Origin of the sequence: Curtobacterium sp. MMLR14_006 (assembly GCF_001864985.1) — a bacterium.
Taxonomy (GTDB): Bacteria; Actinomycetota; Actinomycetes; order Actinomycetales; family Microbacteriaceae; genus Curtobacterium.
Genome location: NZ_MJGU01000012.1, coordinates 77358 through 94681 on the forward strand (window position 1 = coordinate 77358; position 17324 = coordinate 94681).

Below are 17324 nucleotides of genomic sequence, written 5' to 3' on the forward strand. Positions count from 1 at the left end.
GGCGGCCGGGGCGGATCCGACCCGGAACGACGTTCTCGACGTCGTGCGACGTCGATCCTGTCGTTCCGGGTCGATCGAGCTCGCCGCTACCCGAGCAGCTCCGGACGCTGCCAGTCCTCGCCGAGCACGTGCTGCCCGAGGAACGCGAACACCGTCTCGTACCAGACCACGGCGTGCTGCGGCTTGAGTACCCAGTGGTTCTCGTCCGGGAAGTAGAGGAACCGGTGCGGCATCGTGCCGTCCGCTGCGGCGTGATGCTCGGCGAGCTCCGACCACAGCCGCAGACCCTCGCCGATCGGCACCCGGTAGTCGCGGTCCCCGTGGATCACGAGCATCGGTGACGTGATGTCCGCGACGAAGCGGTGCGGGTCGTTCGCCGCGATGCCGTCCGCGTCGAAGATCGACGACCAGTAGTGCGACGAGTCCGTCGTGCCGTTGAACTGGTCGAGCGCCCACAGGCTGGCGTGGGTGACGACCGCCCGGAACCGGTCGGTGTGCCCGGCGACCCAGTTCGCCATGTAGCCGCCGAACGATCCGCCCATCGCCGCCGTTCGGGACGCGTCGATGTCCGCCCGGGCCTCCACGGCGTCGGTGATCGCCATGAGGTCGGTGTACGGCGCCTGCCCCCACGCGTTCCACCCGCGGTTCACGAAGTCGAGGCCGTAGCCCGTCGACAGCGCCGGGTCCGGCAGCAGCACCGCGTACCCGCGCGCCGCCGCCAGCATCGGGTTCCACCGCCACGACCACTGGTTCCACGAGTTGAGCGGGCCACCGTGGATCCAGAGCAGCAACGGGTGCGGCCCGTCGCCCTCCGGCACGACGAGCCAGCCGCGCACGCGCGCCCCGTCGGTCGCGGTCGTCTCGACCTCTTCCAGGTGGGCGGGGACGTCCGGCAGGGGCGCCGGCGTCGCGAGCGGGGTCACCGTGCCGTCGCCGTCGATGCGGACGGGGTGCAGCGGCGCCGCCCAGGAGGCCCGCAGCGCCACGACCGTGCCCGTCGCCTCCGCCACGCACAGGCTCGAGTACGCCCAGTCGTCGTGCGTCAGCTGCTCGACGGCGCCGCCGTCGAGCGGGAGGCGGAACACGGGCGCCCGGCCGTCCTGGTCGGCGACGGCGAGCAGCGCCCGGTCGCCGTGCTCGAAGACGAGCTGTGCGGGCCAGCGGTCCCAGTCGGTGGCGACGCGTCGTGCGTCGGACCCGTCGATCGAGGCGACCCAGACCTCCTGCTGGTTCGCGCCGGCCGGGGTCGAGCGGACCGTCCGCACCCACGCGACGGTACGGCCGTCGTGGCTGAGGGCGGGCATCTCGTGGTCGACACCGTCGTCGCCGAACAGGGTCGTGCGCGTTCCGGTGGTCAGGTCGTGCGCCACGATCGTGGAGCGGTCACCGCGGGCTTCCCGCACGCCCACCGCGGCGATGAGCACGGTTCCGTCCGGGGTCAGTGCGCCGTCGACGTGGTCGAGCGATCGACCGGGAGCCGGTGTGCGGTCGGTCAGGCGGGGCAGGCCGGCGGCCTCGGTGCTGTCGGTGCTGCTGCTGTCCTCGCTGCCGGCGGGGCTCGTGCTGGCCTCGGCGCTCGTCGTCGCGTCGGCACCGATCTCGAGGGTGAGGACGTGCGTCTGGTCCGGCCCGAGGTCGTGGTCCCAGTACCGGACCGGGTAGGTCTCGTGCAGGATCGCCCGGACCTTCTTGTCCGAGCGGGCCTTCCGCAGTTCGGCGTCTGCGGCGATGACCGTCTCGGGGTCGGTCCCGGCGCCGGGCAGCAGGTCGGCCGTGACGGCGACGGTGTCGGCGTCCGCGGCGGTGGCGAGCACGCCGCCGACACCGCCGGTCAACCGGGTGAGCGGGCGGGCCTCGCCGCCCCCGGCCGGCAGGACCCAGAGCTGCGCCGCGTCGAGGTCGGACGCGTCGGCGTCGGGCCGGGCGGACACGAACAACAGGTCCCCGGTGCGGGTGAAGGCGACCCCGCCCTCGCCCTTCGCGGAACGAGTGAGCCGGACCGGTCCGGCTGCGCGCGGCCCGTCGCTCGTCGCGTCAGCGTCCGCGGGGACCTGCCACACGGAACGCCGGTACGCGGTCCGGTCGGGGTCGAGCGCGCTGACCGTCAGGGCGACCCGCTGGCCGTCCGGACTGATCGCGATCCCGTCGACACGGGGGAGCGCGGTGTACTGGTCGAGGTCCGAGAACGGCGTCGTCATGCGACCACGCTAGCGAGGTCCTCCGACCAGAAGGCCGCGATCCGCTCGGCGACCGCCGTGCCCTGCGCACGACCGGCGTCCGCCGCGGGTGCCTGCGTCGAGAGCGCCAACGAGTTCGTCCCGAACGCCTGCTGCGACGTGCTGTCGGCGATGACGACCTCGACCGAGCTGCCGCCGGCCCGGAGCGACTCCACCGCGACGTCGAGCCAGGGTCCGAGCGGGGACGGCCCCTCGGGACCGCAGGCGATGACGAGCACGCGCTCGTGCCCGGCTGCGACGTCGGCGTTGGTGGCGGAGCGCATGCCGCCGTCGATGTACGGGCGGCCCTGGATCGCGACGGGCGACCAGACGAACGGCACGGAGCAGCTGGCGGCGACCGCGCGCGGCAGGGGGACGCCGTCGGCTGCGGTGAGCACCCGGAACGTGCCGTCGGTGGCGTCGATCGCCGTCACCGCGAGCGGAGCGTCCGGCCAGTCGGTGCCGGGCAGGGTCTCGACGAAGGTCGCGGTCCGCTCGTCGTCGGTCTGGCCGGTGGTCACCTGCTGCGCGGCCCGGCCGAGTCGGGCGCGGGCGTCCTGGTCGTCAGAGGCGCCCTGGAGCGCTGCGCCCACCCGTTCCTGCACCGAGCCGGGCTCCACCTGCGTGGGCTCCACGTAGGTGGACGGCAGGGGAGCGTGCTGCTGGTCGTACGCCTGCTGCACGGCACCGTTCCGGACGAAGGTCCCGACGACGCTGCCGGCACTCGAGCCGACGACGAGGTCCGCGGCGCCGAGGTCGACGCCGGCGTCCTGCAGGGCGGAGAGGACCCCGAGCTCCCAGGCGATCCCGGCGATCCCACCCCCGCCGAGGACGAGGGCTCTGGTTCCGGGCTGGGGCGTCGTGGCGTCGGTCATGGGTCCTGCTTACCAGCCGCCGGTGTCCGGGCCGGGCAGCGCGACGCCGCGCTGTGGACACCGTGCCGCACGATCGACCTGTGGACAACTCGATCCCCGTCGGTGGTCGGCCCTAGCGTCGAGGCATGGGAGCACAACGGGGACGACGCCGGACGCGTCCGGGGCGCATCGGCACGGTGGCGTGGCCGGTCGTGGTGGCGGCCGCGCCGACGGCTGCGTTCCAACTGCCGAACCTGTTCGTCGTGCCGGCGGTGCGGCTGTCGCTCGTGGTGTTCGGACTCCTCGTGCTCGCCGCGGCCGTCGTCGTGCAGGTGGTCCGCACACGGCACAGCGACGCTGCCCGGGGTGCGGCGGAGGACAACGCGGCGGCGGTCGAGCTCGAGCAGTCCACCGCCGTGCGGTACGCCTTCGGCCAGATCGCCACCCGGCTCGTCCGCTTCACCGAACTCCCGACGCGCGAGCGGCGCGGTGAGCTGCCCGTCTTCGCCGACCGGGTCGCCGTGGCCCTCGCCTTCTACCTGCTGCCCACGGTGCCCGACGTCCGTGCCAACGTGTACCAGCTGTCGGCGGACCTCCGCGCGCTCGAACCGATCGGGCACGGGGGTGCCGGTGACACCGCCGGGGTGTTCCGCGCGGGGACGCCGTACGGCGACCGCAACCTCGAGTGGGTGCTCGTCGGCGGAGCACCGCGCGTCGTCGGCGACCGGGCCGCCGACGTCGACGTCGACGACGACGTGCCCGGCTTCGAGCCGCGGTACACGTCCTACGTGTCCGTGGTGATCCGGTCCGAGGAGTACTCCTTCGGGATGCTCACCGTCGACTCGCCGGCCCCCGACGCGTTCACCGAGCTCGACGCGAAGGCCATCGCGATGATGGCGTCGTTCATGGCGGTGGCGTTCTCGTTGACCTACTCGTTCCCGGATCGGGACCGCAATGCAAGGAAAGGCCCGTGATGCTCACACGCTCTGTCGGACGCTCGACGTACGATCCCCTCATGACGACCGTGAACCCCGCCCCGCTGTCGTTCGGCCGCGCCCGAATCTCCTCACCGAACTGGAACGACGACACCACCGACGCCGACTACGAAGACCTCGACGTCATCGCCGCCAACCTCGAGCGCGAACGCGCCGCAGCCCGTGACCGGGTCGCCGCCGCCATCGCCGCTCGCCTGGGTCGCTGACCCTTCCCTCGTCACCCGTCCTGACCGACGACCGCTTGACGAACGGCACCCGTGCTCCTGCACGGGTGCCGTTCCTGTCTGCCGGCGCGCGCTCCGCTACGAGGCGGGCGCCACGTCGATGAGCACCTTCCCGACGGTGTCCTGCTCGACCGCGTCGTGGGCGGCGGCGGTCTGCTCCAGCCCGAACCGGGTCAGCGGGAGCCCGGCGTCGGCACCGACCTCGAGCACGCCGTCGTGGAGCGCCTCGGTGACGTCCTCGGCCGCGGCGGCCAGGGCCTCGTCGCCGATCGTGTAGAGCAGCAGGAACTGGTACCGGGCGTTCACGCTCATGTTCGGGCGGATCGGCAGGGTCGCGTCGTCACCGCCGTTGTTCGCGTAGATCGAGACGACGCCGTGGTTCGCCAGGACGTCGGCGACGAGCGTCGCGTTCTGCGGGATCGACACCTCGACGACGACGTCGACGCCGTCGGGGGCGATCGAGCGGATCTGGTCCGCCGCGTCGTCGTCGCGGTAGTTCACCGTGTGGTGGGCGCCGGCCGCCGTCGCGAGGGCTGCCTTCTCGTCCGAGCTGATCGTCGAGATGACGGTCGCTCCGGCCCACCGCGCGAGCTGGATGGCGGCGTGGCCCACGGCACCGGCACCGCCGGCCACCAGGACCGTCGTGCCCTCGAGTGTCCCGGGGCCGAGACGCGCGGGACCGTCCTCGTGGACCGTCAGCGCACGGTGCGCGGTCATCGCCGGGACACCGAGCGAAGCACCGACGTCGAAGCCGGTCCGCTCGGGCAGCCGTACCGCCCGCTCGACGGGCACGACCGTGTACTCCTGGGCGGTGCCGGTCGGACGGGACGCGGCGGCCATGAAGAGCCAGACGCGGTCGCCGACGGCGAGTCCCTCGACGCCGGGGCCGACGGCGTCCACGACACCGGAGCCGTCCTGGTTCGGGGTGATCTCGGGGAAGGGCAGGCCGTCACCGTAGGTGCCACCGGCGCGCGCCTTCCAGTCGGTGGGGTTCACACCGGAGACGACGACCCGGACGCGGACCTCGCCGGCGCCGGGTTCGGGGAGGTCCCGCTCGACGAGTTCGAGGACGCTGCTGTCACCGGGCTTCGTGTAGACGATCGATCGCATGTCCTCAGGCAACCACTCGGGACCGTCGCGGATTCCGAGCGTCGAGCCGCGCCCCCGGGTCAGCGCGCGTCGTACGCCACCCGCGACACCGCGACGTCCGCCATGTGCGAGGTCGCCCAGTCCTCGAGGGGCTCGAGGACCGTCCGGAGCGACCGCCCGCGCTCGGTCAGTGCGTACTCGACGTGCGGCGGGATCTCCGGGTAGACCGTGCGGGTGACCAGGCCGTCCCGTTCCAGCGCCCGCAGCGTCTGCGTGAGCATCTTCTGCGAGACGCCCTGCACCCGGTTCGCGATGGCCGAGTAGCGTGCCGGTCCTTCGGCGAGGCTGCCGATCGTCAGCACGCTCCACCGGTCGCCGATGCGGTCGAGCAGCTGCCGGCTGGGGCAGTCCGCCGCGTAGGGGGTGTACTCGAGTGCTGACATGACGTCCTCCGTTACGCACCGTGAGGTGCCTACTTACTCAAAGAGAGTAACTCTTGTACGGTGAGCAACACCAGGTCCACGAAAGGAACACCATGACCAGCATCGTCGTCTTCGGTGGCACCGGCTACGCCGGCTCCGCCATCACCTCCGAGGCCCTCTCGCGCGGGATCGCCGTGACCGCTGTCGCCCGCGACACGACCAAGCTCGAGCCGACCGACGGCCTCACCCTCGCGCAGGGCGACGCCTTCGACGCGGACTTCGTCGCCGAGGTCACGAAGGGCGCGGACGTCATCGTCGTCTCGCTGCACGCCGTGCAGGCCGACGGCAGCGAGCTCAAGGACAGGTTCCAGCACTTCGTCGACGCTGCCGCTGCCGCCGGCGCCCGTCTCGGCATCGTCGGTGGGGCCGGATCGCTCCGCGTCGCCGAGGACGGCCCCCGCCTGTTCGACACCGAGGGCTTCCCGGACGCGTTCAAGGGCGAGGCGAAGAGCCACGCGCAGGTCCTCGACGCCCTCCGCGCGTCGGACACCGAGGTCGACTGGTTCTACGTGAGCCCGGCCGCGGCCTTCGGCGGGTACAACCCGGGCGAGCGTCGCGGCACCTACCGCACCACCGACGAGGTCCTGCTCACCGACGCCGAGGGCAACTCGGACATCTCCGGTGCCGACTTCGCCATCGCCTTCGTTGACGAGATCGAGACGCCGGCGCACCACCGCGCCCGCTTCGGCGTCGCGTACTGAGCCGGTTCGCCTCCCGACCGGGGCACGCGCTGCACTGCGGTCCGCGTCTGCGCCCCGTGGCGGGCGTCGCGCCCATGTGAGTCGGGGCGCGATGCGCGCACGGGGGTGCGACGCGCTGGTGCGCGTCCGCGCCCCGGTGGGGAGGCCCTCGTCGGCTCCGTCTCGTGCCTCGCGTCCGCTGCGGCCTGCGTCCGCGCCCCCTGGCGGGCATCGCGCCCGTGTGAGTCGGGGTGCGATGCCCGTACGGGGGCGCGAAGCGCCGTGCGCCCGCTCCGCCCCGCGCCCGCGCCCGCGCCCATCGCATTCGCCCCGCGTCCGCGCCCGCCCTGCGCCCCGCCCTCTCAGTGCGCGACGATCGCGGGCACCGGCACGTGGTGGCGCATCCGCACCGCCAGGTGCAGGCCGCCCCGACGGGCGAGCACGAGCGCGATGACCGCGGCGGCCACGGCCGGCACACCGCCGGCGACGACCATCCCGACGTGGGCGCCGAAGTGGTCGACGACCTGGCCCATGACCGGCCCGCCGATCGCCTGGCCGCCGAGCAGCACGAGGACGTAGAGCGACATCACCCGGCCCCGGATCGCCACGTTCGACGACAGCTGCACGAGCGAGTTCGAGGCGGTCATGAACAGCAGCTGGGACATGCCGACGACGACGAGCGCCACGGTGAACGGCGCGATGACGGGGATCGTCCCCGACACCACGAGCAGCACCCCGGTCCAGAACACCCCGCCGACGATCGTCCGCAGCCGCACGACCGCCCGGCGGGTGGAGAGCAGTGCGCCGGCCAGCGCGCCGACCGCGACCGCGGAGTTGAACACCCCGTAGCCGGCGGCGCCGACGTCGTAGACCTCGGACGCGAAGGCGGACAGCAGAACGGGCATCGTCAGGGCGAACACCGAGAAGAACGCCATGAGCACCACGGGCACGAGGATCGTCGGCTTGTGCAGGGCGTAGCGCAGGCCCTCGACGAGCTGGCCCTTGCCGCGGGGAGCCGGTGGCGTCCGGTGCAGCTCGGACACGCGCAGGAACCCGAGCGTCACGACGACGGCGACGCAGGCGACCGCGTTCACGCCGAAGGACCAGCCGGCACCGACCGCGACGAGCAGCGCGCCGGACAGCGCCGGGCCGATCATGCCGCCGAGCTGGAACACCGACGAGTTGACGCTGATCGCGTTCCGCAGGTGCTGGTGGCCGACGATCTCGGTGACGAAGACCTGGCGAGCCGGGTTGTCGATGACGGTGACCATGCCGACCAGGAACGCGATGACCCAGATGTGCCAGGCCTCAACGACGCCGGTGAGCGTCAGGACGGCGAGCAGTGCGGACAGCACCGCGAAGGCGCCCTGCGTGATCATCATGAGCGCGCGTTTCGAGAACCGGTCGACGAGGACGCCGCCCAGCAGCCCGAAGAGCAGCATCGGCGCGAACTGGCAGGCGACGGTGATGCCGACCTGCGCGACGGAGCCGGTCAGCTGGAGCACGAGCCAGTCCTGCGCGATGCGCTGCATCCACCCGGCGGTCATCGCGACGAGGTTCGTCGCGGTGAACAGTCGGAAGTTCGGCACCGACAGAGCGATGAGGGTGTGTCGCCACGGCGGACGCTCGGCGACGACGGGCAGCGGTTCGGTGGGCGGTGGGAGGGTCGTCGGTGACGCGCTCACGGTGCGGGGTACTCCGGACGTGGTGGTGGGACGGGCACCCCGTCGGGAACACGGGGTCTGCCCCACCGAAACTACGGGTCCGCGGGTCATTCGCCACCCGTATGGTGGCTATCACTCCATTGCGATGTCGAATGGGGCCCACCGACGGAAGGCGACCACCGTGCTCGACCCGGTCCTGCTGCAGACGTTCCTGGCCGTCGCCGAGACCGGCAGCTTCACGCAGGCCGGCAACCGGCTCGGCATCAGCCAGCCGACGGTGTCGCAGCACGTCCGGCGCCTCGAGACCGCGGTGGCGCGGACCCTGGTGGCCCGGGACACCCGCGGGGTCGCGCTCACCGACAACGGCGACGCGATGGCGGGCTTCGCGCGGACCATCCTGGCCGCGCACGCCACCGCCGACGCGTACTTCTCGGGCTCGGCGACGCGGGGGCGGCTGCGGTTCGGCGCCGCCGACGACCTGGCGATCACGCAGCTGCCGCGGATCCTCCGCGACTTCCGGCGGCTGCACCCGCAGGTGAACCTCGAGCTGACGGTCAACCAGTCGGCGCCGCTCCTGCGTCGCGTGCACGCTGGGCAGCTCGACCTGGTGTTCATCAAGCAGACCGCGGGGGAGTCCGCCGAGGGCACCCGGGTCGCCACCGACCAGATGGTGTGGATGGCGCAGGACGGCATCACGGTGGAACGCGACGAGCCGGTGCCGCTCATCGTCTACCAGGCGCCGAGCATCAGCCGGCAGATGGCGATCGACGCCCTCGAGGCCGCCGGCCGGACCTGGCGGATCACCTGCAACACCCGGGACGTCAACGGCGTGCTCGCCGCGGTGCGCGCCGGCATCGGGGTCGCGGTGTTCCCGCACTCGCTCATCCCGGCGGACCTGGTGAAGGTCTCGCAGCGGCTCGGCCTGCCGGACCTGCCGGCGGTCGACTACGTCCTCATCGCGAACCCGACGGTGCAGCGCGGTCCGATCGAGGCCCTCACGAACGCGATCACGTCCCGAGGGGTCGTCCGCGCCGTCTGACCGCTACGGCGCGAGGGTCGGGGTCGTCCCGCTGCCGGTGAGGTCGGGCAGCGTCACCCCCGCGAGCGGCAGCAGTGCGGCGGCCACGGCCCAGAGCAGCACGAGCGTGCCCACCCCGCCGAGCACCGCGCCGAGCAGTGCGACCGGACGCTGCCAGGTCGCGGCGGCGTTCCGGAGCGTCGCGATCGAGAGCACGAGCGCGAGTGCCCCGAGCACCAGGCCGACGGCGTGCACCGTGCCGGGAGCGGTGAACCACCACGCGGCGAGACCGAGCGTCGCGGTGCCGGTGAGCGCACCGAGCACGGCTCCGGGGGTCGCGCCGAGTGCGCGGCGCGGTCGGGTCGCGGCGGCGGCGGACGGGAGGCCCGGTTCGGCTCCGGCGACGGCGTCCGGCCCGCCCTCGGGTGCGGTCGCGGGCAGGGCGGCGGTCGGAGCGTCGGCGCCGGTCGCGGGGACGGGCGTCGCGGTGGTGCCGCCGACCGTGTCGGCCGGCGCGGGCACGACCGGCGCGGGCAGCACCGAGGGTGCGGCGGGTGCCGCCGCGGCGGCTCCCTGGACGACGGTGTCGAACGGGTTCGCCGGAGCGGGGGTCGGCGCGACCGCGGCGCCCTGCTGGGCGGCGAAGCGGCGCGGCGTGCGGTAGCCGATCGGACCGACGGGGGCGGGCTCGGTGCCCTCGACGACGACGTGCTCGAGGCCCGGCACGGAGAACCGCGGCTGGCCCGCGGACGGCACGGGAGCGACGGCCGGCGGTGCCGGCGCGGCCGACGGCGCCGGCAGCGTCACCGGGGCGGTCGCGACGGGCACGGCGGCCTCGGGAGCCGGGGGTGCGGTCGGGGTGCGGAACGGGACGGTGTGCACGGTGGGCGACGTCGGCGCCGGCGGGAGCAGGTCCTGCTGCGGCGGGTAGTCGGGCACGACGACGTCCTGCTCGGCGAGGGCCGTGACCGTCGTCGCGACGTGCGCGCCGGCGGTGAGACCCGGCGCCCCCTGGGCGGCGTGCGACGTGGCGGGGGTGGGGCGTGCCTCCAGGCCGGCGGCGGCCGGGGCGGCGTCGGTGGGCGGCGCGGTGACCCAGGACGGGACCGGACGGCGCGGCCGGTCCGAGTCCGGCATGCGGTGCGATGCCACAGCGGTGCTCCCTTTTCCGTCGAGTGATCCACGATCAGTTCTACCGGCGCTGCCTCGGAAAGTCGCCGCCCCAGTTCCGGGGTCGCCGGTACGGTCGGGTGATGACCGGAATCGAACACCGCCCGCTCGGTCCCTCGGGACTCGTCGTCTCCACCGTCGGCCTCGGCTGCAACAACTTCGGCAGGCGCGGCACCGCGTCGGAGTCGCAGGAGGGGACCGACGCCGTCGTCCGGGCCGCCCTGGACGCCGGGGTCACCCTCTTCGACACCGCGGACGTCTACGGCGGGGCGCCGGGCATGTCCGAGGAGATGCTCGGTCGGTCGATCGCCGGGCGGCGCGACGAGGTCGTCCTGGCGACGAAGTTCGGCATGGACATGCAGGGTGCGAACGGTCCGGACTGGGGCGTGCGGGGGTCCCGCCGGTACGTGCGGCTCGCCGTCGAGTCCTCGCTGCGACGCCTCGGCACCGACTGGATCGACCTGTACCAGATGCACCGCCCCGACGACGTGACGCCGATCGAGGAGACCCTGTCCGTCCTCGACGACCTGGTGCGCGAGGGCAAGATCCGCTACGTCGGGCACTCGAACTTCGCCGGGTGGCAGATCGCCGAGGCCGAACTGACCGCGTCGATCGCCGGGACGACGCCGTTCGTGTCGGCGCAGGACGAGTACAGCCCGCTGGCGCGGCAGGTCGAGGCCGAGGTGCTGCCCGCGGTCCGTGCCTACGCGCTCGGGTTCCTGCCGTACTTCCCGCTGTACAACGGCCTGCTCACCGGCAAGTACACGCGGTCCGGCGGCCCGTCGGACGGGCGGCTGACGACCTCGAAGCCGCGGGTCCTCGAGGACGCGCCGTGGGAGGTCCTCGAGGACTACCAGCGCTTCTGCGACGAGCGTGGCGTGACGATGCTGCAGGCGACCTTCGCGTGGTTGCTCGCGCAGCCGGGGCTGTCGAGCGTGATCGCCGGGGCGACGAAGCCGGAGCAGATCACGCAGAACGTCGAGGCGGGGACGACGTGGACCCCCTCCGAGGACGACATCGCCGACATGACGGTCCTGTTCGACCGCGCCTGACGCGCGTGCGCCCCGGCCCGGCCGTCGACGGTCGGACCGGGGCGCACGTCGGTCGGGTCAGCGCGTGGCTGCTGCCAGGGCGTCGCGGAGCTGCTCGGCCGTCAGACGGGGGCCGTAGCCGGGGGTGTCGCGCTCGATGCGCCAGCTGTCCGCCAGGGAGCCCGCGTCGACGACGTCGAAACCGAACGCGTCGATGAGGTCGGTGACGACCTGCTTCGCCTCGGCGTCGTCGCCGGCGACCACGAGGGCGCGGCGGTCGGGCGTGCCGGCCGGCGTGGCGTGGCCGGTGAGGTCGGCGGCGCCGATGTGGTTGAACGCCTTGACGACCCGTGCGCCGGGCAGCCGGTCCTGCAGCATCTGCGCGGTCGTCGTGCGGCCCTCGTCGAGGGCGGCGATCTGACCGTCGCGCTGCGGGTAGTAGTTGTTCGTGTCGATGACGACCTTGCCGGCGAGCGGCTCGGCCGGGATCGTGTCGATCGCGCCGAGGGGGACCGTCACGACGACGATGTCGCCCGCGGCTGCGGCCTCGTCGCGGGTGGCGGCACGTGCGCCGTCGCCGAGCTCGCCCACGAGGTCGGAGAGCGTCTCCGGTCCGCGGGAGTTCGCGATGACGACCTGGTGGCCGTTCCGCACGGCGAGCCGTGCGAGCTGGGATCCGATGTTGCCTGCGCCGATGATGCCGATGGTGGTCATGCCGAGTGCAACACGGCGGACGGGTCGGCATTCCCCGGAGCATGATGGCGGCATGTCCCACGAGTTCCGCAACGAGACCGACCGGCAGCGCTGGGCGATGTACGTCGACGGCGCACTCGTGAGCGTCCTCGACCACCGCGAGAACGGGGACGCGATCGCGTTCCCGCACACGTACACGGTTCCCGCGCACCGGGGCCACGGCTACGCGGCGGCGCTCGTGGAGCACGCCGTCGCCGAGGTCGAGACCACCACCACGAAGCGCATCGTGCCGATGTGCTGGTTCGTCGGCGAGTGGTTCGACGCCCACCCCGAGAAGGCCCACCTGCTCGTCCGCGGCACCGCGGACTGAGCCGACACGAGAAGGGGGCCACCGTGCCCGCCATCACCCCGTTCCTCTGGTTCGACGACCAGGCTCGCCAGGCCGCCGAGTACTACGTCGGCCTGTTCCCCGACAGCCGCATCGACAGCATCGCCACGACACCGGAGGGGCGGACGCTCGTCGTCGAGTTCACGCTGCTCGGCCGGCCGTACCGGGCGATGGACGGCGGACCCGGCCACCCGCACTCCGACGCGGTGTCGTTCCAGGTGGACGTCGACACGCAGGACGAGCTCGACCGGGTGTGGGACGCCCTGCTCGCCGACGGCGGCCGACCGGTCGCGTGCGGGTGGCTGGTGGACCGGTGGGGGCTGTCCTGGCAGGTGACCCCGTCGATGATGGGCGACCTGATGGCCGGCTCCGGCGACCCCGAGGCGAACGCCCGGGTCTTCCGCGCGATGCAGGAGATGGTGAAGCTGGACATCCCGGCGCTGCAGGCGGCGGCCGCGGGGCGCTGACCCGGTACCGGTGACCCCGCCGGTACCGTTGCAGGAGAGAACACCGCCGGCCGGTGCCGGCACAGACAGGCTGGAGCCCTCCATGGACCACCCGAGCTCCCAGGTCCGCAACAGCGAGATCGGTCGCGCCTACACGGAACTCGCCCGCATCACGCGGCGCGCGAGCATCCGGGCACGCGGCTCCGAACTGGTGCTGAGCGTCGTCGACCAGTCCCTCGTCGACTTCGTCGTGCAGCACCCCGGTTGCATGGCCATCGACATCGCCCGCTACCTGCGGCTGAACCGGTCGACGATCTCGCGGCAGCTGTCCGGGCTGCTCGCGGCGGGACTCGTCCGCACGCTCGACGGCGGGACGGGCAACGCGAAGCCGCTCGCGGTGACCGACGACGGCCGCGCCGCGCTCGAACGGTCCGTGCAGCTGCACCGCGACGCGCTCGAGGAACGCCTCGCCGACTGGTCCGACGACGACATCGCGCTGCTCGCCGGCCTGCTCGAGCGGCTCGGCGCCGCCGACGAGGCCGGCCTGCCGATGCCCGGGCGCACCGACTCGTGACCACGTCGTTCGTCCTGCTGTCCGACACGCACCTGCCGAAGCGGGCGAAGGACCTGCCCGCGGGGTTGTGGGCCGACATCGACGCCGCCGACCTCGTCGTGCACGCGGGGGACTGGGTCGACGTCGCGACCCTCGACGCCGTGCAGGGGCGGTCGCGCCGCTTCGAGGGCGTCCGCGGCAACAACGACGGCCCGGAGTTCGACGACCGGCTGCCGCTCGTGGCGTGGTTCCCGGTCGAGGACCTGCGGTTCGCCCTGGTGCACGAGACGGGGGCGTCGACCGGCCGGGAACGCCGGATGACCGAGGCGTACCCGGACGTCGACGTGCTGGTCTTCGGCCACTCGCACATCCCCTGGGACACCGTGGCGCCCGGCGGCCTGCGGCTGCTCAACCCCGGCTCGCCCACCGACCGCCGTCGGCAGCCGGACCACACGTGGATGCGCGGCACGGTGGACGGCGCCGACCTGTCCGTCGAGCTGGTGCGGCTGCCCCCGGCCGCCCGCTAGCCGCGGTCCGGACCCGGCCCGGCCCGGCCCGGCCCGGAGCTCCGTCCGTCAGCGTGGGACCGGGACGTCGGCAGCAGCGGTCGGCATCCGGAAGAACGCGAGCTCCCACGCCACCGATCGCCGGAACGCCCGCGCCATCCGCCCCCGCTCGTCGGGGGTCGCCGCACGCGCCAGGTCCTCGACGAGCCGGGTCGCCTCGGCGCTCGCCGCGGCGAACCCCGGGTCCCCGTAGGCCGTGATCCAGTCGGCGAAGGCGTGCCCGTCCGGAGCGGCCCCGAGCCGGGACCCGACCCAGGCGTAGACCCGGAAGCACGGCAGCACCGCGGCGGCGAGCACCGCGGGTGACCCGGAGTCGGCGGCCTGCTGCAGGTGTGCGAGGTACCCGGCGCACGTGGGGTGAACGGGGTCGTCGGCGTGGGAGCCGGCGAGCCGTCGGTGGTGCAGGTCGCGGGCCTCGTCGGCGCACCCCTGCGCGGCCGCCGCCCAGAACGCAGCGGCACCGTCACCCGGACCGGACGCCGCAGCGAGCGCCGCCAGGTGCCGCTCGTACGCCCGCAGGTAGTGGACGTCCTGCGCCAGGTAGCCCGCGAACACCTCCGGCTCGAGCGTGCCGTCGCGGAGCCCCACCAGGAAGGCGCAGTCGATCGTCTCCTGCAGCACCGGTGCCGCGTCCGCCCACCACACGTCCGTGTACGACAGCGTCGGCAGGGCCGCCCGTGCCTGCGCGCCGTGGTCGACCGGGCCGTTGCCGCTCCCCACCGCCAGTGCGTCGGCGCCGCGGAGCGCCGCCGTGAGCCACTCCTTCGCCACCCCGACCGCGAGTTCCCAGTCGCCGTGCCGCGCGGCGAGCGTCGCGATCGCGCTGGACAGCGAGCACCCCGTGCCGTGCGTGTTCGTCGTCGCGACCCGCGGCCCGGTGAACACCCGCGCGCTGCCGTCCGGTGCCACGAGCACGTCGTCCGAGGTCGGCCCCTCGTCGTGCCCGCCCTTCGCCAGCACCAGGACGTCCCACCGCGCCGCCACGGCACGAGCCGCCGCCAGCGACGACGAAGACGACGACGACGACGACGAAGACGAAGACGACGACGCCGGCGACGCCGTCCCCGGCGCACCGGCCAGCTCCGCCAGCACGACGAGCTCGGCCCGGTTCGGCGTCACCAGGTCGGCGAGCGCGAACAACGCCCCCACGGCCGACGCGGCGTCCTCGTCGAGCAGCCGGTCCCCGCTCGTCGCCACCATCACGGGGTCGACGACGACCACCGGCGGCCGGTGCTCCCGCAGCCAGTCCGTCACGACCCGCACGACGTCGGCGGTGCCGAGCATCCCGATCTTCACCGCGTCGACCACGACGTCGTCCGACACCGCGTCGAGCTGCTCCCGCAGGAACCCGACGTCCGGCACGTGCACCGAGCGCACCCCGTGCGTGTTCTGCGCGACGAGCGCCGTCACGACCCCCATGCCGTACCCGTCGTGCGCGGCGATCGCCTTGAGGTCCGCCTGCATCCCGGCCCCGCCCGTCGGGTCGGTCCCGGCGATGCTCAGCACCCGGGGGACGCTCATGCGTCCGCCTCGTGGCGTGTGGCGTCGGACGGGAGGCCCGACACGGCCCCCGCGGACCGGCCCGCCCCCGCCGCGTGGTCGGGACCCGGACCGGACGCACCGCCCCATGCCGCCACGTACGCCGCCGCGGCGGACCCGGGGTCGGCCGCGGCGCAGATCCCCGAGACGACTGCCACACCCGCGGCACCGGCTGCCCGGAGCGGCGCGACGTCGTCGAGGGTCACCCCACCGATCGCCACGCACGGCAGGTCGGTGGCGGCAGCCAGCCGGGCGAACCCGTCGTGGCCGAGGGCCGGCGGGTGGTCGGCCTTCGTCGCCGTGGGGTGCACGACGCCGACGCCCAGCAGGTCCACGGTGCCGCGGGGGAGTCGCTCGACGGCAGCCAGGTGCGCGAGCGTGTTCGCAGTGAGGCCCACGTGGGCGTCCGCTCCGAGCAGGGCACGGGCGGCCGTGACGGGGACGTCCGACTGGCCGAGGTGCACGCCCGCGACCCGGTGACCCGCGTGCCGGGCCGCGAGGGCGACGTCGAGCCGGTCGTCGACGACGACGGTCGCGCGGTCCCCGACGGCGTCGGCCACCGCGGCGGTCAGGGCGAGCAGGTCCCGCGCCGAGGCGTCCTTGTCCCGCACCTGCACGATCCGGACCCCGGCGCGCACCGCGGCGCGGACGACCCCGAGCACGCCGGTGCCGTGCCGGTCGGCCAGGGCGCCGTCGGTCACCAGGTAGACGCCGACGCCCGTCGCGGCGGTCACGCCGCGACCCCGGGCGTCTCGACCGTGATCCGCGCCGTCCGCACGACGTCCTCCGGGGTGAGCGACGCCAGCCGGTCGAGGAACAGCGGCTGGAAGGTTCCGGGACCCCCGGCCTGGCGAGCGGCGAGCTCCGCGGCGATCGTGTGCACCGCGGTCGCGGCGACGGCCGCCGCTCCCGGCTCGTCCGGCACCACCGATGCGAACGCGGCGACGACCGCGCCGAGCGCGCACCCGCCACCGGTGATCCGCGTCAGCAGGTCGGTGCCGTTCGCGACCCGGACCACACCGATGCCGGGCGCGACCAGCAGGTCGACCGCTCCCGACACAGCCACCGCGGCCACGAGCCTCCCGTCCGAAGCAGCGACGGACGCGACCCGGGCGTCCTCCGTGCCCACGGTGCTGTCGACCCCGCGGCCACCGGCCGAGTCGCCGAGCAGGGCGAGGACCTCGGAGGCGTTGCCGCGGAGCACCGTCGGGTGCAGCGCGAGCAGCTCGCGCGCCAGGTCGGTCCGCACCGGCAGCGAGCCGACGGCCACCGGGTCGAGGACCCACGGGGTGCCCGCGTCACGGGCGGCGTGCACCGCCTCGAGTGCGGCGACCCGGGGCTCCGCGTGCGGGGTGCCGGTGTTCACCAGCAGGGCGTCGGCGACCCGGGCGAACGGCCCGGCCTCGGTCGCCACGTCGACCATCGCGGGCGAGGCCCCGAGCGCGAGCAGCACGTTCGCCGTGACGTTCTGCACCACGGTGTTCGTGATGCACTGCACCAGCGGGGCCCGGGCACGGACGGCCTCGAGCAGTTCGGCGGTTCGGTGGGCCCAGGCAGGGGAGGGCGCAGCGTTCTCCATGGACGATCCCTTCGCGAGTACGAGCTCGAGCAGGTTCGACGGGTGTGATCTCAGCCGCTGGATGCGGCACCCCGTGTCTCGGTCGACACCGTACACGACGTCCGGTGACCACTCCGAGGCCCGTCCGGGGCACCGTG

General features: G+C 73.9%; 19 protein-coding genes and 1 riboswitch. Of the genes, 9 read left to right on the plus strand and 10 right to left on the minus strand.

Going from position 1 to position 17324, the window contains the following annotated elements; genetic code table 11:
• Positions 1-86: 86 nt before the first annotated feature.
• Together BIU94_RS03980 and BIU94_RS03985 are read right to left on the minus strand one after the other, a co-directional pair.
• Complete coding sequence (locus BIU94_RS03980; RefSeq protein ID WP_071254453.1) at positions 87-2198, minus strand: alpha/beta fold hydrolase; 2112 nt, start codon at positions 2196-2198, stop codon at positions 87-89.
• The gene (locus BIU94_RS03985) at positions 2195-3091 is read right to left on the minus strand and encodes a patatin-like phospholipase family protein (protein WP_071254455.1); all 897 of its coding nucleotides are present in this window, start codon (positions 3089-3091) and stop codon (positions 2195-2197) included. Before BIU94_RS03985 ends, BIU94_RS03980 begins: the two co-directional genes overlap by 4 nt.
• A gap of 125 nt (positions 3092-3216) precedes the next feature.
• Here BIU94_RS03985 and BIU94_RS03990 point away from each other — a divergent pair, with 125 nt between their 5' ends.
• Together BIU94_RS03990 and BIU94_RS03995 are read left to right on the plus strand one after the other, a co-directional pair.
• The gene (locus BIU94_RS03990; protein WP_139196286.1) at positions 3217-4044 is read left to right on the plus strand and encodes a GAF domain-containing protein; all 828 of its coding nucleotides are present in this window, start codon (positions 3217-3219) and stop codon (positions 4042-4044) included.
• Between the two features lie 41 nt (positions 4045-4085).
• On the plus strand, positions 4086-4271 hold the full coding sequence (locus BIU94_RS03995) for a hypothetical protein (RefSeq protein ID WP_071254459.1): 186 nt from the start codon (positions 4086-4088) through the stop codon (positions 4269-4271).
• Positions 4272-4367: 96 nt separating this feature from the next.
• Here the strand turns inward: BIU94_RS03995 and BIU94_RS04000 are convergent, their stop codons facing one another.
• Together BIU94_RS04000 and BIU94_RS04005 are read right to left on the minus strand one after the other, a co-directional pair.
• Positions 4368-5399 carry an NADPH:quinone reductase gene (locus tag BIU94_RS04000; RefSeq protein WP_071254461.1) on the minus strand — a complete coding sequence of 344 codons (1032 nt, stop codon included), beginning with the start codon at positions 5397-5399 and terminating at the stop codon, positions 4368-4370.
• Positions 5400-5458: 59 nt separating this feature from the next.
• Positions 5459-5821, minus strand: coding sequence for a helix-turn-helix domain-containing protein (locus BIU94_RS04005; protein WP_071254463.1), 363 nt, complete (start codon positions 5819-5821; stop codon positions 5459-5461).
• Positions 5822-5913: 92 nt separating this feature from the next.
• On the opposite strand from BIU94_RS04005, the gene BIU94_RS04010 reads away from it, so the two are divergent.
• On the plus strand, positions 5914-6561 hold the full coding sequence (locus tag BIU94_RS04010; RefSeq protein ID WP_071254465.1) for an NAD(P)-dependent oxidoreductase: 648 nt from the start codon (positions 5914-5916) through the stop codon (positions 6559-6561).
• A gap of 341 nt (positions 6562-6902) precedes the next feature.
• On the opposite strand, the gene BIU94_RS04015 is transcribed toward BIU94_RS04010, so the two are convergent.
• Positions 6903-8129: an MFS transporter gene (locus tag BIU94_RS04015; protein WP_254784745.1), complete on the minus strand. Its 1227-nt coding sequence runs from the start codon at positions 8127-8129 to the stop codon at positions 6903-6905.
• A 256-nt stretch (positions 8130-8385) separates the two neighbouring features.
• Here BIU94_RS04015 and BIU94_RS04020 point away from each other — a divergent pair, with 256 nt between their 5' ends.
• Positions 8386-9243 (plus strand): LysR substrate-binding domain-containing protein, encoded by an 858-nt coding sequence (locus BIU94_RS04020; protein ID WP_071254467.1) that lies wholly within the window; start codon positions 8386-8388, stop codon positions 9241-9243.
• 3 nt (positions 9244-9246) lie between these two features.
• Here BIU94_RS04020 and BIU94_RS04025 read toward each other — a convergent pair whose 3' ends face one another.
• Positions 9247-10374, minus strand: coding sequence for a hypothetical protein (locus tag BIU94_RS04025; RefSeq protein WP_071254469.1), 1128 nt, complete (start codon positions 10372-10374; stop codon positions 9247-9249).
• 101 nt (positions 10375-10475) lie between these two features.
• Between BIU94_RS04025 and BIU94_RS04030 the strand changes: the two genes are divergently transcribed.
• Positions 10476-11444 (plus strand): aldo/keto reductase, encoded by a 969-nt coding sequence (locus BIU94_RS04030; protein ID WP_071254471.1) that lies wholly within the window; start codon positions 10476-10478, stop codon positions 11442-11444.
• Positions 11445-11501: 57 nt separating this feature from the next.
• Here the strand turns inward: BIU94_RS04030 and BIU94_RS04035 are convergent, their stop codons facing one another.
• On the minus strand, positions 11502-12137 hold the full coding sequence (locus tag BIU94_RS04035) for an NADPH-dependent F420 reductase (RefSeq protein ID WP_071254474.1): 636 nt from the start codon (positions 12135-12137) through the stop codon (positions 11502-11504).
• Positions 12138-12189: 52 nt separating this feature from the next.
• Between BIU94_RS04035 and BIU94_RS04040 the strand changes: the two genes are divergently transcribed.
• The 4 genes from BIU94_RS04040 (at position 12190) to BIU94_RS04055 (ending at position 14030) form a co-directional block, all read left to right on the plus strand.
• Positions 12190-12486 carry a GNAT family N-acetyltransferase gene (locus BIU94_RS04040; protein ID WP_071254476.1) on the plus strand — a complete coding sequence of 99 codons (297 nt, stop codon included), beginning with the start codon at positions 12190-12192 and terminating at the stop codon, positions 12484-12486.
• A gap of 23 nt (positions 12487-12509) precedes the next feature.
• Positions 12510-12971, plus strand: coding sequence for a VOC family protein (locus BIU94_RS04045; protein WP_071254478.1), 462 nt, complete (start codon positions 12510-12512; stop codon positions 12969-12971).
• Between the two features lie 82 nt (positions 12972-13053).
• The gene (locus BIU94_RS04050; RefSeq protein ID WP_071254479.1) at positions 13054-13524 is read left to right on the plus strand and encodes a MarR family winged helix-turn-helix transcriptional regulator; all 471 of its coding nucleotides are present in this window, start codon (positions 13054-13056) and stop codon (positions 13522-13524) included.
• A complete protein-coding gene (locus tag BIU94_RS04055) occupies positions 13521-14030 on the plus strand; it encodes a metallophosphoesterase (RefSeq protein ID WP_071254482.1) in 510 nt (169 codons plus the stop codon). Before BIU94_RS04050 ends, BIU94_RS04055 begins: the two co-directional genes overlap by 4 nt.
• A 48-nt stretch (positions 14031-14078) precedes the next feature.
• On the opposite strand, the gene thiD is transcribed toward BIU94_RS04055, so the two are convergent.
• The 3 genes from thiD to thiM form a co-directional block, all read right to left on the minus strand.
• Positions 14079-15590 (minus strand): bifunctional hydroxymethylpyrimidine kinase/phosphomethylpyrimidine kinase, encoded by a 1512-nt coding sequence (gene thiD, locus BIU94_RS04060; RefSeq protein WP_071254484.1) that lies wholly within the window; start codon positions 15588-15590, stop codon positions 14079-14081.
• Positions 15587-16342 (minus strand): thiamine phosphate synthase, encoded by a 756-nt coding sequence (gene thiE, locus BIU94_RS04065; RefSeq protein ID WP_071254486.1) that lies wholly within the window; start codon positions 16340-16342, stop codon positions 15587-15589. The genes thiD and thiE overlap by 4 nt, the downstream gene beginning before the upstream one ends.
• Entirely contained in the window at positions 16339-17187 is an 849-nt protein-coding gene (thiM, locus tag BIU94_RS04070; protein ID WP_071254488.1) for a hydroxyethylthiazole kinase, read from the minus strand. Before thiM ends, thiE begins: the two co-directional genes overlap by 4 nt.
• Positions 17176-17271: riboswitch (TPP riboswitch) on the minus strand. (Overlaps the previous gene by 12 nt.)
• Positions 17272-17324: the final 53 nt, after the last annotated feature.